Origin of the sequence: Bifidobacterium sp. ESL0775 (genome assembly GCF_029395475.1) — a bacterium.
Taxonomy (GTDB): domain Bacteria; phylum Actinomycetota; class Actinomycetes; order Actinomycetales; family Bifidobacteriaceae; genus Bifidobacterium.
On the sequence record NZ_CP113917.1, the window covers coordinates 1357750 to 1372458 of the forward strand.

11 protein-coding genes and 1 tRNA gene are annotated in these 14709 nt (G+C 57.1%); 4 read left to right on the plus strand and 8 right to left on the minus strand.

The features are described 5' to 3' along the window. Positions 1-9: 9 nt before the first annotated feature. A complete protein-coding gene (locus tag OZX73_RS05000) occupies positions 10-1395 on the minus strand; it encodes a polysaccharide deacetylase family protein (RefSeq protein ID WP_277148132.1) in 1386 nt (461 codons plus the stop codon). Between the two features lie 134 nt (positions 1396-1529). Between OZX73_RS05000 and OZX73_RS05005 the strand changes: the two genes are divergently transcribed. The 4 genes from OZX73_RS05005 to glgC all read left to right on the plus strand — a co-directional run bounded on the left by OZX73_RS05005 (position 1530) and on the right by glgC (position 5895). Then, positions 1530-1618, plus strand: a tRNA-Leu gene (locus OZX73_RS05005). A gap of 277 nt (positions 1619-1895) precedes the next feature. Continuing rightward, complete coding sequence (locus tag OZX73_RS05010) at positions 1896-3263, plus strand: DUF2142 domain-containing protein (RefSeq protein WP_277148134.1); 1368 nt, start codon at positions 1896-1898, stop codon at positions 3261-3263. Positions 3264-3366: 103 nt separating this feature from the next. Beyond that, positions 3367-4467, plus strand: a complete 1101-nt coding sequence (locus tag OZX73_RS08815) for an RNA methyltransferase (protein ID WP_348519450.1) — start codon at positions 3367-3369, stop codon at positions 4465-4467. A 186-nt stretch (positions 4468-4653) separates the two neighbouring features. Further along, positions 4654-5895: a glucose-1-phosphate adenylyltransferase gene (glgC, locus tag OZX73_RS05025; RefSeq protein WP_277148136.1), complete on the plus strand. Its 1242-nt coding sequence runs from the start codon at positions 4654-4656 to the stop codon at positions 5893-5895. A 92-nt stretch (positions 5896-5987) separates the two neighbouring features. On the opposite strand, the gene OZX73_RS05030 is transcribed toward glgC, so the two are convergent. From OZX73_RS05030 to OZX73_RS05060, 7 genes are all read right to left on the minus strand, one after another. Next, positions 5988-6572 carry a metal-sulfur cluster assembly factor gene (locus OZX73_RS05030; protein WP_277148138.1) on the minus strand — a complete coding sequence of 195 codons (585 nt, stop codon included), beginning with the start codon at positions 6570-6572 and terminating at the stop codon, positions 5988-5990. A gap of 250 nt (positions 6573-6822) precedes the next feature. Beyond that, positions 6823-7380 carry a Fe-S cluster assembly sulfur transfer protein SufU gene (sufU, locus tag OZX73_RS05035; protein ID WP_277148140.1) on the minus strand — a complete coding sequence of 186 codons (558 nt, stop codon included), beginning with the start codon at positions 7378-7380 and terminating at the stop codon, positions 6823-6825. A gap of 2 nt (positions 7381-7382) precedes the next feature. Next, on the minus strand, positions 7383-8654 hold the full coding sequence (locus OZX73_RS05040) for a SufS family cysteine desulfurase (RefSeq protein ID WP_277150934.1): 1272 nt from the start codon (positions 8652-8654) through the stop codon (positions 7383-7385). Between the two features lie 454 nt (positions 8655-9108). Continuing rightward, positions 9109-9885, minus strand: coding sequence for a Fe-S cluster assembly ATPase SufC (sufC, locus tag OZX73_RS05045; RefSeq protein WP_277148142.1), 777 nt, complete (start codon positions 9883-9885; stop codon positions 9109-9111). Continuing rightward, positions 9885-11108, minus strand: coding sequence for a Fe-S cluster assembly protein SufD (sufD, locus tag OZX73_RS05050; protein ID WP_277148144.1), 1224 nt, complete (start codon positions 11106-11108; stop codon positions 9885-9887). The genes sufC and sufD overlap by 1 nt, the downstream gene beginning before the upstream one ends. Before the next feature lie 3 nt (positions 11109-11111). After that, the gene (sufB, locus tag OZX73_RS05055; RefSeq protein ID WP_277144921.1) at positions 11112-12566 is read right to left on the minus strand and encodes a Fe-S cluster assembly protein SufB; all 1455 of its coding nucleotides are present in this window, start codon (positions 12564-12566) and stop codon (positions 11112-11114) included. Between the two features lie 366 nt (positions 12567-12932). Next, a complete protein-coding gene (locus OZX73_RS05060; RefSeq protein WP_277148146.1) occupies positions 12933-14618 on the minus strand; it encodes a CTP synthase in 1686 nt (561 codons plus the stop codon). Positions 14619-14709 lie beyond the last annotated feature (91 nt).

Consider the following 14709-nt stretch of genomic DNA (forward strand, 5'->3'; position numbering starts at 1 on the left):
CAGGGGCTCTCACATCCGCAGGATATCGTCACGTGAATAATAAACCGCCCCGGCTCGTGGATATTCGCCTGTCAACTCGGGAATGGTGACGAAACGATAGCCCTTCTTTTTCAGTTGCGCGATGATATCGGGAACGGCCGCAACGGTATGCGGGTGGATATCGTGCATCAGCACAATCGCGCCTGGTTCGATCTGCGCCATGATCTTGCGCGTCAAGGACGATGAGGTCGCGCCATCGGACCAATCGTATGAATCCACTCCGTACATGGCAATCGCGGCGCCGGTCTGCTGGCCGATATACGTGCGGCTGGCCTCGTCGGCGGCACCGTGAGGCGGACGCACGAAGTTGACGGGAAATCCTGTGGCCGAACCGATGACTTCGCCGGTATCGTCGATCTGCTGCTGCTCGTGATGGTTCTGCATGATGGCCGGCAGGTCCTCATGGCTCCACGTATGGCTTTCCACCGGGAAACCAGCTTGCGAGACCTGACGCGCGAGCGCCCCGCCGTCGGCCTGCACCTTCTGCCCCATCTCAAAGAACGTGGCCCTCGCGTTCCCGGATTTGAGGTCAAGCAGCAGTTCCGGCGTCAACTTCGGGTCGGGCCCATCGTCAAAGGTCAGGGCGACACACTTCTGGACATCACAATCGACGTCGCGCGCCTTGTTGTGCGCCGCCACGGCTTGATCCGCGGCGGCATAAAGCCTGTCTTCGTCCCGCTTGCAAACCGAATACGGAGCGGCTTTCGTCACATCCTCATTCGCTTGATCGACCGCCTTGGTGAGTTGTGCCAGCGTCGCGCTCTTGATACTGTTTTTCTCGGACTTGGCGAAGCCCGCCACCCCGGCGGAGACGGCCTCAAGCTCTTTCTGCGCCGCCTTGGAAGCCTCAGCGTCAGTATCTTTCAGCACGAGCATGGGCTTGAACGCCTTGTCCAACGCCGCAATCTGACGCTGCAACGTAGCCGTCCATCCGTGTTCGCGTTTGGTTTCGGCGTTGAGCTTGGGTGTCAACGCTCTGCTCGTGCACGCCATGACGGGATTGGCGGATTCCTGGGCCGTGACTTGGTCACGGTGGCCCTGCGCGGTTTTCAAGGCGCTTTTGGCTTGTTCAAAGGCATGAATCGATATGGTCTTCTGCTGAGGCCCGCCATCCATCCCGGCTTGCTTGACCAACGCGGCATCTTGGGCAATCACCGTATCCAGATGCGCGGCGGCAAGCTCATACGAATTCCCCCATTGCACGCACTGCCCCATGCCCTTGCGGTAATAGGAATACGCGGGATCGAACAGCACCACCCCCAGAACGATCACCAACGCAACCACCAGAACCATGGCCAAGGCGATACGCGTGCCACGTCTTCCCCCGCTTTTCCGCGACCGTTGAGCTTTTGCCATATCGTCCCCAATTTCCGGTGCACCAACAAACACGGCCTTATTCTACCGTGAGTCCCATAAAGTCATCCGACACACCGGCCTGCCGAACGACGCCGGGAAGGTGTATAGTTCTATCTGTTGCTTGAACGACACCTGCCCAGGTGGCGGAATGGTAGACGCGCTAGCTTGAGGTGCTAGTTCCTATAATTTTACAGGAGTACGGGTTCAACTCCCGTCCTGGGCACGAAAATTGAAAACTTGAGACCCCTTGGAAATCAAGGGGTTTCAGTGTATCTGGCCGCTTTTAAAACGTCGGATTTGTCAGCATTTTGGCAGCAGAGGGCACAAAAAGGGCACAGAATTCCCGGAAGTCGTTGCATCGCTTTGGCTGCTACACGGCGGCCTTATACTATATAAGCGTAGTTACCGATGGAACAGTGAAACACTGGACTTCAGGCCTTAGATGCCTGCAAGGCCGCGAGGACAGCAGGAAAGGCGCCATGACCTCCCACAAATCGTTATTGACCGTCCTGCGCCGATTCATGCCCGCCATCACCATCATTCTCACGCTCGTTATCGGTGGGGCTTCCATCGCACGCATCCCCCCGGGCCACACCTACGACGTATGGTCGCATACCTATCGCATTTCCGCCATCCTCAACGGCAGCCACACCCATCATGTAAAAGCCCAAAGCACCTTTCACCACGGCAGCGACAATGTCGGCGGTAAAGTGGACTGGGAATGGATCAACTATTCCCTTGAGCATTACGACAATTGGGATCCGGCGGTGGTCATTGCCGACACCATCACCGTCAAGGATTCCAAAGGCGCGGATGTGCCGTACAACAACACGGCCATCAACAGCGCGGTCACCTATCTTCCGCAGCTTGTCGGTTTCGGCATTGGAAAGGTATCCGGCCTGGGCGCGAACGTTACGTTTTATCTGGCGGAGATACTGACCCTTGTCGCCAATGCGCTATGCATGGGCCTTGCGGTCTTCTTCCTGCCACGATGGCGTATCATCGTCGGTCTGATTCTTCCCGTCGTCAATGTCCATCCGTTCGCGATTTCGGCGGATCCATACATCCAGGCCATCGCCGCGTTGTTCATCTGCATGCTCTATCGCGCGACCGAGCGAAAAGTGTCCACGAAATACCTTGTCGGCCTTTCGGTCGTAGGTGTATTGCTATCGATGGGCAAATTCGTGTACGCGCCGCTCACGCTGTTGTTGCTGCTTATTCCGTGGCTACAGTCAGCCTTTGCGACATCCGCGATCTCATCGGGAGGGCTCGACGCCGATCCCAGTGAAAGCGCGGAAAAGGAAAACAGCAAATCGCACCACCTATCGGCACGTACTTGGATTCCCGTTGCCGGCACCTGTTGCTCGTTTATATGGCTGGCCGTCTGGATGAAGCTGAACGACTGGTACTCGACGACCCCCGGACTGCTTCCTTACCATGACATGCTCCAGCGAAAACACGATTTGATGACGAAGCCCTCGACTGCTCTTCAAGCAATCAAAAGCATCGCCTATTCCATCATCCACAGTCAGTCGAATTTCAATTCCATGACCGATACCAAACGCATACGCGTTTTCTGGATTCTCCTGGTCATATTGCTTGTCATCATATTGGTCACTTTATGCACTCACCGCATGCCGACGGCGCAAAAAACGTTCTGGCTTCTTACTTATCTGATTTCGATAGGCATTCTTCTACTGACTTATTTGGCGCTTTGGCTGCAATACACGCCGAAGGGGTTTGTGGGAGTACCCGGCATGCAATACCGTTACTTCATGCCATTGGCTCCCTTGTGGGTTCTTTGTGGCCTGGTCTGTTGCAGTGCAATCATCGGAAGGATTGCAAAGCCGAAGGTTGGACGCCAATAATCACGAAGCTTCCTTCTACGTATCCGATACCTGTTCGTCATTTGGCCACGAACGATAGACTTGCTGGTAAAGTCAAGCACTGGAACGGACAGGAGAGACAGATATGCGGATCATCAACATCGAGTCGGTCAACGACGAACGGGTGGCCGCGTACGTAAGCCTCACCGAGGCGCAGCTTCGTAACCGCCTGGAGCCTGAAAAGGGCATTTTCATCGCGGAATCCCCCAAAGTCATCGATCGCGCGTTGGCCGCTGGGCGAGAGCCGGTCTCGTTACTGGTCGAGAAGCCTTGGCTTGACGGTATGAAAGACATGTTCGAGCGCATCGACAAACGCTGGGGCAAGAACGTTCCCGTTTATGTCGCTTCACCGGCACAGCTCAAGAAACTGACCGGTTATCGGCTTCACCGCGGGGCCCTGGCCGCGATGCGACGTTGGAAACTGCCAACCGTCGCCGAGCTTTGCAAGGATGCCCGGCGAATCGCCGTCATGGAGAACATCGTCGACCACACCAACGTCGGCGCGATCATGCGCTCCGCCGCCGCGCTTGACGTCGACGCCGTGCTGGTCACGCCTTCCTGCGGCGACCCGCTTTACCGTCGTGCCGCCCGCGTTTCGATGGGCACGGTATTTCAGGTTCCATGGACACGTATCGACGCCGAGACCTTAGAAGACGATGGTGAAAATAGCAATACATCCAATGATGGGACATCATCACAAAACGGCGCGATAACAGCTTTCGATAAAGTTGGGGCCGAAAAACCAAAGGCCAATAACGGCAATGACAACGATTCGACCGAATCACTTGCAGACACAGACAATCAGCGCGATAAGAACAATACGAGACCAAACCCCAATTCCGATTTCAGCAACCGCCACACTAAGGAAGAAGACCGGAAATACTGGCCGGTGCGGGGGCTCAAGGACTTGAACGAACTCGGTTTTACCACCGTGGCGATGGCGTTGTCCGACGATTCCATCAGCTTGGACGAGCTGATCAGACGCCTCGACAACGACCCGAACGAACCTGACCATATCGACAAGCTCGCCCTCATCTTTGGCACGGAAGGCGACGGGCTGGCGCACCGCACCATCGCCAACACGGATCTGACCGTCAAAATACCCATGAGCAACGGTGTGGACAGCCTCAACGTGGCCGCCTCCAGCGCCGTCGCCTTCTACGCGACGAGGGTGAAGCGGAACTAGATGTCCCGTTCGCCCTCGGGCGTTTCGCGTCTGCTCAATCCGATACAGTGATGGTAAAAGGTCGTGTGCAAAGATGAACTTCTCGCGGCCGTACAGGTGGCGTGAGAGCGGTTCACATCGCACCTGTGCTGGGACCAGGAATGGAAAGTGGCCGCCAGGACGCGGCATCCAGAGGGAGTAACGGAAATGGCGAAAAGTCCTAAAGTACTGGCGATCGTATTAGCTGGCGGCGAAGGCACGCGTCTGATGCCGTTGACGCGTGACCGCGCCAAGCCCGCGGTGCCATTCGGCGGCGTCTACCGTCTCGTCGATTTTCCGCTGAGCAACCTGGTCAATTCCGGGTATTCGCAAATCGTCGTCCTCACGCAATACAAATCGCATTCGCTGGACCGCCATATCTCCAAGGTCTGGCGCTTCTCCCCTCTGCTCGATGCGTATGTCTCGCCTGTCCCGGCGCAGCAGAGGCTTGGCAAGCATTGGTATCTTGGCTCGGCGGACGCGGTTTATCAGACCATCAACATCATTCAGGACGAACAGCCCGACTATGTGGTCATCGTCGGCGCCGACCACGTCTACCGCATGGACTTCAACCAGATGCTGCAGCAGCACATCGAGTCCGGGGCGGAATTCACCGTGGCCGGCATCCGCCAGCCCGTAGAGGCGTCGAACCAGTTCGGCGTCATCGACGTCGACCCCGAGCACCCGCACATGATTCGTGGATTCAAGGAAAAGCCCGAGACCACCGAGGGCCTGCCCGGCCATCCCAACCAGATCCTCGCCTCCATGGGCAATTACATCGCCACCACTGACGCGCTTTTCGCAGCGTTGGCGGAAGACGAAAAAGCGGAGAACACCAAGCACGACATGGGTGGTGACATCGCCCCCTATTTCTCCGAACGTCACACGGCCGGCGTCTACGATTTCAGTGAGAACGAGGTTCCCGGGGCGACCAAATACGACCGCGCCTATTGGCGGGATGTGGGCACCATCAAGCAGTTCTACGAGGCCCACATGGATCTGATCGAGTACAATCCGCCGTTCAACCTCTACAACCAGGATTGGCCGATCTACACGCTTTCCGGCAACATGCCGCCGGCCAAGTTCGTCCGTTCGGAAACCAACCGCATCGGCAGGGCCACCGAGTCCATCATCTCCCCAGGCGTCATCGTCTCGGGCGGCGACGTGCAGCATTCGGTGCTTTCGCCGAACGTCCGCATCAATTCCTGGTCACAGGTCGTTGATTCCATCCTGTTCGACGGGGTCATCGTCGGCCGTCGCGCCCGCGTCTGCAAGGCCATCCTAGACAAGAACGTCATTCTGGAGGAGAACGCGACGGTAGGCATCGACCACGAGCATGACCTCGCCCGCGGATTCACCGTCAAGGATGGCATCACCATCGTCCCCAAGCGCACGGTGATCAAGGACTAATCGACTACTCGATTGATAACCGTTTTTAAAAAGAAGCGCCGCACAGGAATTAATTTCCGTGCGGCGCTTCTTTATTTTGATAATGATAGAAATCAGTATTTCGGCATGTTGTCGAAGTTGAAGCCGATGGCCTCCAGCTGTTCGCGGCCCTCCGGACGGATCATGTCCAGCGTCCAGCGCGGCTGCCACGTCCAGTCGATGCGGAATTCCTCGACCAAGCCAGCCAAAGTCGAAGCACACTCATCCTCAAGCAGATCGGTCAACGGGCAGGCAGGGGTCGTCAACGTCATGGTGATGATGGCACGGCCTTTTTCGTCGATTTCGATGCCATAGACCAAGCCAAGATCAATGACGTCAATGCCAAGCTCTGGGTCGATGACTTGGTGCAACGCCTCACGCACGTCGGCGGCCGTAGCCCTGCCGATGTCGTTAAAAGAAGTCAACGGGATGCCGGTTTCCTCATCCTTGACGGTGTTGCCTGCCGATTGCGCGGAATCATCGGCTGTATCAGCGTTCTGGGAACCCATTTCATCCTGCTTATCGAACTTATCAAGCGAACCCACCGCAGCCGGGTTAGCAACGGCTGCCTCACCCTTCTCCTCGCTGCCAAGGGCCTTGACGGCCGAATCGAGAATCGAGGATTGCGGGGTCGGGACGAGATTGTCTTGGCTTTCCATGTTGCCTCCTGTTGCGGTGAACCAAAATTATTATGCCATGTATTCGTGCGCTTGACACAAGCGGATAGCGTAATCAAGCCATCTGCCCGTTGTGCCACATATTCCTGGGCCGTTCTTTGCTGCTTATTTCCTGGACATTTGCGGATTAGCGTTGCGGTCATTGCATATCGACCGTCACTATCATCACTTATGTGTCGAACATAAGTCGATTGCTATCATGACGGCAATATATCGACCGACGATTCCCACGTTACTTATCCGCCGCCAAAGCCTTAGCCAGCGAATCCTTCAAACCGGCCCAGCCGAGCAACGCGCATTTGATGCGCATAGGGTATTTCGAGACGCCTTGGAACACCACGGCATCGCCCAACGCCTCTTCATCGGCATCGTTATTGAGCCCAGCCCCGCGCGATTTCATCAGCTTTTGGAACACACCCTCGAGCTGCATGGCCTCGTCCACCGTCTTGCCATCGACCAGATCGACCATCATCGAAAGGCTCGCGGTGGAAATGGAGCAGCCGCTGCCGTCCCATACCAAGCGCTCGATCTTGTGTGGCTCGGATTCGGAGACCTCGACGTGGACAGTCACTTGATCGCCGCAGGTTGGGTTGAATTGGTGGGACTCCCCCGGCGTGCAGTATTCGTGGCTGGCACGCACCGTCGTTTCGCCGGTATCGCTGCTGGCATTCGGTTCTTTCGTCACGTCCGCGGCGAAATGCTCTTTGCCATGCGGATGCTTCGACGCGTCAAGGATGACCTCCTGATACATCTGCTCGAGATCGTCACCGCTCATACCAAAATCACTCATTGCTACACCTCAAAGAACGAACGGACCTTACCGGCCGTTTCGACTACTTGCTTGGCCTCCTCGACGGTATTGTACACGCCGGTCGAAGCGCGGGACGAGGCAAACAGACCAAAGTGACGGTGGACAGGCTGGGCGCAGTGATGGCCGACACGAACAGCGATGCCTTGCGCGTCAAAGAACTGTCCGACATCGTGGGGATGCACACCTTCGACATCAAACGACACCGTGCCGATACGATTCTTGTTCTCCAACGGCCCAAGTACGCGGAAACCGGGGACATCATTCAACTTCAAAAGCTCTGCAGTAATGGTCTTCTCATGCGCTTCGACATTTTCCATGCCAATTTTGCGCATCCAGTCAGCGGCCACACCTGCGGCCACAACCTGTGCGACAGGCTGGGTCCCGGCCTCAAAACGGGCTGGCGGATCCATATACTCTGCAGGCTTGTCCATCCAAGCGAGCTCGACCATCGACCCGCCGAAACTGGCCGGTGGCAAGGCTTCCAGCAGTTCACGTTTGCCATACAAGAAGCCGACACCGGTGGGACCGTACATCTTGTGGGCGCTCCATGCGGCAAAGTCGACATCCATCTTATGGAAATCGATTTTCAGATGCGGCACGGACTGGCAGGCATCGAGGATGAAAATGGCCCCGACCTCGTGCGCCCGCTTGACGATGGGTGCAATGTCGGTGATCGCACCGGTGACATTGCTGATATGCGTGATGGCAACGATCTTGGTGCGATCCGTAATCACTTCATCGGCGGTATCAGAACGAATCCGCCCATCATCCGTCAGATCGAACCACTTCAGCGTGGCGCCAGTACGATAAGCCAATTCCTGGAACGGCAACAAGACAGAATGGTGCTCGGCCTTGGAGACAACGATTTCGTCCCCAGGCTTCAGCGCAAACCTCTTGGCCGCTTCCCCGCCACGCCCGAGCGAGGCATTGCCAAAGGCGGTAGCCAGCAAATTCAGCCCTGCCGTGGCCCCAGCCGTAACGACAATCTCTTCCTGCCCCTCTTCAGCATTGGCACCAACCAACTTGGCAACTTTCGCCCGTGCTTCTTCAAAGGCAACAGTGCTACGCGCAGCCAATTCATGCGCCCCCCGATGCACCCCAGCATTGATGGTCTCATAAAATCGACTCTCGGCATCAATCACACCCTGCGGCTTCTGCGCCGTAGCCGCGGAGTCAAAGTACACCAGCGGACACCCATGGATCTCCTGCCCCAAAATAGGAAACTGCTCCCTAATCCCCAAAAAATCCACCATCATTGCCTCTTATCATCATTCGATTCTGTAAAGCTTCGACTCCCGTGGCGGGGAGGGATATACAATGTCCAACACGCTCCGGGCCGCTCAGGCCAAGTCTTTACGGTCTGACATCGCATATCCCTCCCCACCACTATTAACGTTATCTAACTCAACATTAGTCAATAAACATCAACTAAGCAGAAGCATTTCGTAACTGAAAAGATTACTCAGGTAAACTAAAACTGATTCAGGCGAAGCCTGCTGATTTTGACACTCGATGTGTCAAAATCATCCAAAGCCCTCCAAAAATAACCTGACCGCAAAACGCAACATAAGCGGATGGGAAGAGGATGTCATGTTGAGGAGTAAAGCTTGGCCTACCGGCCTTGAGGGTTCCGAAACATGACATCCTCTTCCCATCCGCGACCAACCGCAAAAAGCAAGTTACCTACGGAAACAAGCCAAGACTAAACTAAGCTAACGCCGATTCCGTAGATCCCTCCGGCAGATACTGATCATACCCAGTCTCTTCGAGTTCATCAGCCAGCTCGGGTCCCCCAGTCTTGACAAACCGTCCCCCCGCAAACACATGCACAATATCCGGCTTGATATACTTCAAAATGCGCGTGTAATGCGTGATGAGCATGATCCCGAGTCCAGTGTTCTCCTTGGCGCGATTGACGCCTTCGGAGACGATACGCAATGCATCCACATCGAGCCCTGAATCGGTCTCGTCCATGATGGCGAACTTCGGCTTCAAGAGCTCGAGCTGCAGCACTTCGGCGCGCTTCTTTTCGCCGCCGGAGAAGCCTTCGTTGACGGAACGCGAGGCGAACTTCTTGTCCATCCTGAGGTTCTTCATGGCGTCCTGCAGTTCCTTGGTCCAGGTGCGGATGGCCGGGGCTTTGCCGTCGATTTCGGTCTTGGCGGTGCGCAGGAAGTTGGTCATCGAAACGCCCGGCACCTCGACGGGATACTGCATGGCTAGGAACAGACCGGCCTTCGCGCGCTCGTTGGCGGTCATCTTCAGCAGATCCTTGCCGTCAAGCAACGCCTCACCAGAGTCGACGAAGTACTTCGGATGGCCGGCCAGCGTGTAGGCCAGCGTGGACTTGCCGCTTCCGTTGGGGCCCATGATGGCATGGGTCTCGCCGGAGTTGACGGTCAAGGTCGCGCCTTTCAAGATCTGCTTGCGGCCTTCCTTGGTCTCCACCGATGCGTAGAGATCCTTGATTTCCAATGTTGACATTACTTATCCTCCAATACCGCTTGCATGTCGGCGCTTTCACCGCGCGCGAGCCTGCGGTCAATGACATTCATAAGGTGTTCGGCGATGCTGGGCACGCCGATTTGTTCGATCAGGTCGGCGAAGAATCCACGGACCACGAGCTTGCGGGCCTCGGATTCGGTGATGCCGCGCGACTGCAGGTAGAAGAGCTCCTCGTCGTCGAAATGGCCGACGGAGCTGGCATGGCCGGCGCCGATGATGTTGCCGTTCTCAATCTCAAGGTTGGGCTCGGAATCGGCCACCGGTCCGGGGGTCAGCACGAGGTTGCGGTTGAGCTCGTAGGAGTCGGTGTTCGGCGCCTGCGGCTGGATCAGCGCGTTGCCGACCCAGGTCGAATGTGCGTCCTTGCCGTCAAGCGCTCCCTTGTAGACCACGCGGGACTTGCACTCCGGGTAGTTGTGGACCACCATCGTGCGGTGCTCCAGGTGCTGGCCGGCCTCGGCGAAGTAGATGCCGAGCATGTTGAGGTCGCCTTTCGGCCCACCGAATTCCTGGTCCATGCGCAGACGCACGATGTCGCCGCCGAGCGTGACCACGGCGTGGCGCAACGAGGCGTTGTCGCCGACATGGATGCGCTGATTGCCCACATGCTTGGAACCCTTGTCCCACTCCTGCACGAAGGTCGTGGAGACGTGGGAATCCTTGCCGGTGATGATTTCCACACCCTCGGCGAGACGGGCCAAGCCCTGATGCCGCACGACGATATCACCGTGCGTCCGGTCAGCGACTTGCAGGACCAGGTGCAGCGAGTCAAGATCGCTACCGTGCCCTTCGACCTCAATCAAAACCGGCTGATCGAGTTCGCCGGAAACGGAGACAACAACGGTCTTGCTGCCGCTGTTCCACTCGACGGCCGAGACGCGGTCGTTCGGCTTCATCACAGAGCCGGAAGGCGCTTCACTACGATCGATAACCGATGTGGTCACTTTCGCGTCGTCAATCGGCGTACCATCGATATTGCTGACACTCACCTTGGTCTCACCGCTGGGGTTGAAGACGTTGAAGAACTCCTCGATGCGCTCGAGAGGCGTATAGCGCCAATCCTCCTGCTTACGCGTCGGCATCTTGAAATCCTCGACCTCAAACGAGCGACGCTCATTGTCGGCGCTGGACGGCATGGCTGCCGGCATCGCGTAGGGATTGTTGGGATCCGCCACTGGGATATTCACTTCTTTTTCGGCCATCGATCAGCCCACCGATCCTTCCATTTGCAACTCGACAAGCCTGTTGAGCTCCAGCGCGTATTCCATCGGAAGCTCGCGGCTGATCGGCTCGACGAAGCCGCGTACGATCATGCCCATGGCTTCCTTCTCCTCCAGCCCGCGGCTCATCAGGTAGAAGAGCTGATCCTCGGAGACCTTGGAAACGGTCGCCTCGTGCGCCATCGTCACGTCGTCCTCGCGGATATCGACGTGCGGATAGGTGTCGGAACGCGAGTAGTCATCGACCAACAACGTGTCGCAGACCACCGAAGAGCTCGAGCCCTTGGCCCCGTCGATCACCTTGACCAGGCCACGATAGGCGCAACGTCCGCCGCCACGCGAAATCGACTTGGCAACGATAGTGGAGCTGGTGTGCGGCGCGAGATGGATCATCTTGGCGCCGGTGTCCTGGTACTGTCCCTTGCCGGCGAAGCTCAGCGACATGGTGGACGCCTTCGCGTACGGTTCGGCCAGGATGCAGGACGGGTACTTCATGCTCGCCTTGGAACCGATGTTGCCATCGACCCATTCCATGGTGCCGCCCTCTTTGACGTAGGCGCGCTGGGTGACCAGGTTGTAGACGTTGTTCGACCAGTTCTGCACCGTCGTATAGCGCACGCGGGCGTTCTTGCCGACGATGATCTCGACGTTGGCCGCGTGCAGCGAGTCCGTCGCATAGATCGGGGCCGTGCAGCCCTCGACATAGTGGACGTAGGAGCCTTCCTCGGCGATGATCAGCGTGCGTTCGAACTGGCCCATGTTCGGCGTGTTGATGCGGAAGTAGGCCTGCAGCGGGATGTCAACGTGGACGCCCTTGGGGACGTAGACGAACGAGCCGCCGGACCACGCCGCCGTGTTGAGCGCCGCGAATTTGTTGTCATCGTAAGGAATGACGGTGGCGAAATATTTCTTGACCAAATCGGGGTACTCGCGCAACGCGGTATCCGTATCGGTGAAGATCACGCCTTCCTTTTTCAAGTCCTCCTGAATGGAGTTGTAGATAACCTCGGACTCGTACTGTGCGGCGACGCCGGAGACCAGACGCTTCTTCTCGGCATCGGGAATGCCCAGCTTGTCGTAGGTGGTACGGATGTCCGTAGGCAGGTCTTCCCAGCTTTTGGCCGGCTTATCAATCGGCTTTACATAGTACTTGAAATCATCGGCATCGAAATCGGAGAGGTCCACACCCCACTTCGGCATGGGCTTTTCGATGAAGGCTCGATAACCCTTGAGACGCATGTCGAGCATCCACTGCGGTTCGCCTTTGTCAGCAGAAATGGCGCGGACGACGTTCTCGTCAATGCCCTTCTTCGCGGCCTCGCCAGCCGCATCGGAATCGTGCCAGCCATAGTTGTACTCGCCGAATTCCTGGATGATCTCGTCATCCTTTTTGATCTTATCCTCGTTGACACGTTCGCGATCAGCCACATACTGGCTCATCTCCGTATCAGACGCGGCGTTTGGTGTTGGTTTTTCTGCCACCGTACGCTGCCTCCCATCATTGACTACACTCAATATAAACCTAACAGAATCGGACTTTTATTACTAGGGTTGCGCAGAAAACAACGCTGACAATGAAAGTGATTTAATTCACAAGCGTTCCGTATGCGCTTGATTCTACGATTTTCCCAATTTTGTCAGTGACCTGTTGTCGTTTACTTGTGATTCTTTTGTCGCTTCAAACAACCCAAAACGTATAGCAGAAGACCCCACCGAAGCAGGGTCTTCTTACATTCGATTTCACAGCTTCGAAAGCGCATCACCGATTAACGGTGATGCCACAACAATCACGCTGCTAGCAACTGGTCAGCTCAGTTCCTCTTCAGGCTGGCTTTTGCGTGCTTCCTGATGGTCGAGCGCAGCCTTCACCAGACCCTTGAACAGGGGGTGCGGCTTGGTCGGACGGGACTTGAACTCCGGATGGGCCTGAGTGCCGACGTAGAAGGGATGGACGTCCTGAGGAAGCTCAACGAACTCCGTGAGCTCGCCATCCGGACTCTGGCCGGAAATCTCAAGGCCAGCTTCCTGCAACGGCTTCTTGTAAGCCACGTTGACCTCATAGCGATGGCGATGGCGTTCACTGACATTGGTGGTGCCATACAGCTTTTCGACCAACGAGCCCTCTTTGAGCACGGCCGGGTAAGCGCCAAGGCGCATGGTGTGACCCATGTCGGAATTGGCGAGGATGTCCTTCTGCTCCTCCATCGTGGCGATGACGGGATTCTTGCAGTCAGGCTCGAACTCGGAGGAATCCGCGTCCTCAAGCTCCAGCACGTCGCGGGCATACTCGATGACCATGCACTGCAGGCCGAGGCAGAGACCCAAGGCGGGCAGCTTGTGCTCGCGGGCGTAGCGAAGAGCGCCGATCTTGCCGTCGATGCCACGCACGCCGAAACCACCGGGAACGATGATGCCGTCCATGTCGCGCAGCTCGGCGTCGGCACCGGCTTCGGTCTCGCACAGGTCGGCCGCGACGAGCTTGACGTTCGCCTTGGCGTAATTGCCGAAACCGCCGGCCTTGACGGCCTCGATGACGGAAAGGTAGGCGTCGGGCAGGTCGATGTACTTGCCGACGATGGCGATGTTGACCTCTTCCTTCGGATGGTGCACGCGCTCCAGCAGATCGTCCCACTCGGCCCAATCCACGTCGTGGGCGGACAGCTCAAGGTAGCGGACCACGTAGGAGTCGAGGCCCTCGTTGTGCAGGATCTTCGGCACGTCGTAGATGCTCGGGGCGTCCACGCAGTTGACCACGCCTTCCTCGTCGACGTCGCACATCAGGGAGATCTTGTCCTTGATGCCTTGGTTCAGCGGACGGTCGCTGCGCAGCACCAGCGCGTCGGGGGTGATGCCGAGCTGACGCAGGGTCATCACGGAATGCTGGGTCGGCTTGGTCTTGAGCTCGTGGGCGGCCGGCAGGTACGGAACCAGCGAAACGTGAACGAACATGCAGTTATGCGGGCCAAGTTCGCGCTTGACCTCACGCGCGGCCTCGAGGAACGGCTGGGATTCGATGTCGCCGACGGTACCGCCGATTTCGGTGATGATCACGTCGACGTCGTCCGCGGCCTGGGCACGCATACGGCTCTTGATCTCGTTGGTGATGTGCGGGATGACCTGGACGCACTGGCCCAAGTACTTGCCGGCGCGTTCCTTTTCAAGAACGGACTGGTAGATCTGGCCGGTAGTGACGTTCGCCTTCTGGGAGAGGAAAACGTCGAGGAAGCGCTCGTAGTGGCCGATGTCCAGATCGGTTTCGGCGCCGTCTTCGGTGACGTAGACCTCGCCGTGCTGGAACGGGTTCATCGTGCCCGGGTCAACGTTGATATAGGGATCGAGTTTCTGCTGCAAAACGCGGAGACCACGGCTGCGGAGGAGACGACCGAGAGAGGATGCTGTCAGGCCCTTACCAAGGGAGGAAACAACGCCACCGGTGACGAAAATATGCTTGGTGACATGTCCATGGGAATTATCATTATTTTCTCTTGCCATGGAACTTCAGCCTATCATTCGCTATTGACTCGGCGTGTTCGTAGGCGGGAGCAGAGAAACGGATTTCTCCCGCCGGTTTCACTGCGTCTTT

Coding starts and splice junctions, on each gene's coding strand:
- OZX73_RS05000 (WP_277148132.1), bottom strand. CDS start 1,395: ATGGCAAAAGCTCAACGGTCGCGGAAAAGCGGGGGAAGACGTGGCACG.
- sufC (WP_277148142.1), bottom strand. CDS start 9,885: ATGTCAACATTGGAAATCAAGGATCTCTACGCATCGGTGGAGACCAAG.
- sufU (WP_277148140.1), bottom strand. CDS start 7,380: ATGAGTGATTTTGGTATGAGCGGTGACGATCTCGAGCAGATGTATCAG.
- sufB (WP_277144921.1), bottom strand. CDS start 12,566: ATGAGCCAGTATGTGGCTGATCGCGAACGTGTCAACGAGGATAAGATC.
- sufD (WP_277148144.1), bottom strand. CDS start 11,108: ATGGCCGAAAAAGAAGTGAATATCCCAGTGGCGGATCCCAACAATCCC.
- OZX73_RS05060 (WP_277148146.1), bottom strand. CDS start 14,618: ATGGCAAGAGAAAATAATGATAATTCCCATGGACATGTCACCAAGCAT.
- OZX73_RS05030 (WP_277148138.1), bottom strand. CDS start 6,572: ATGGAAAGCCAAGACAATCTCGTCCCGACCCCGCAATCCTCGATTCTC.
- OZX73_RS08815 (WP_348519450.1), top strand. CDS start 3,367: ATGCGGATCATCAACATCGAGTCGGTCAACGACGAACGGGTGGCCGCG.
- glgC (WP_277148136.1), top strand. CDS start 4,654: ATGGCGAAAAGTCCTAAAGTACTGGCGATCGTATTAGCTGGCGGCGAA.
- OZX73_RS05040 (WP_277150934.1), bottom strand. CDS start 8,654: ATGGTGGATTTTTTGGGGATTAGGGAGCAGTTTCCTATTTTGGGGCAG.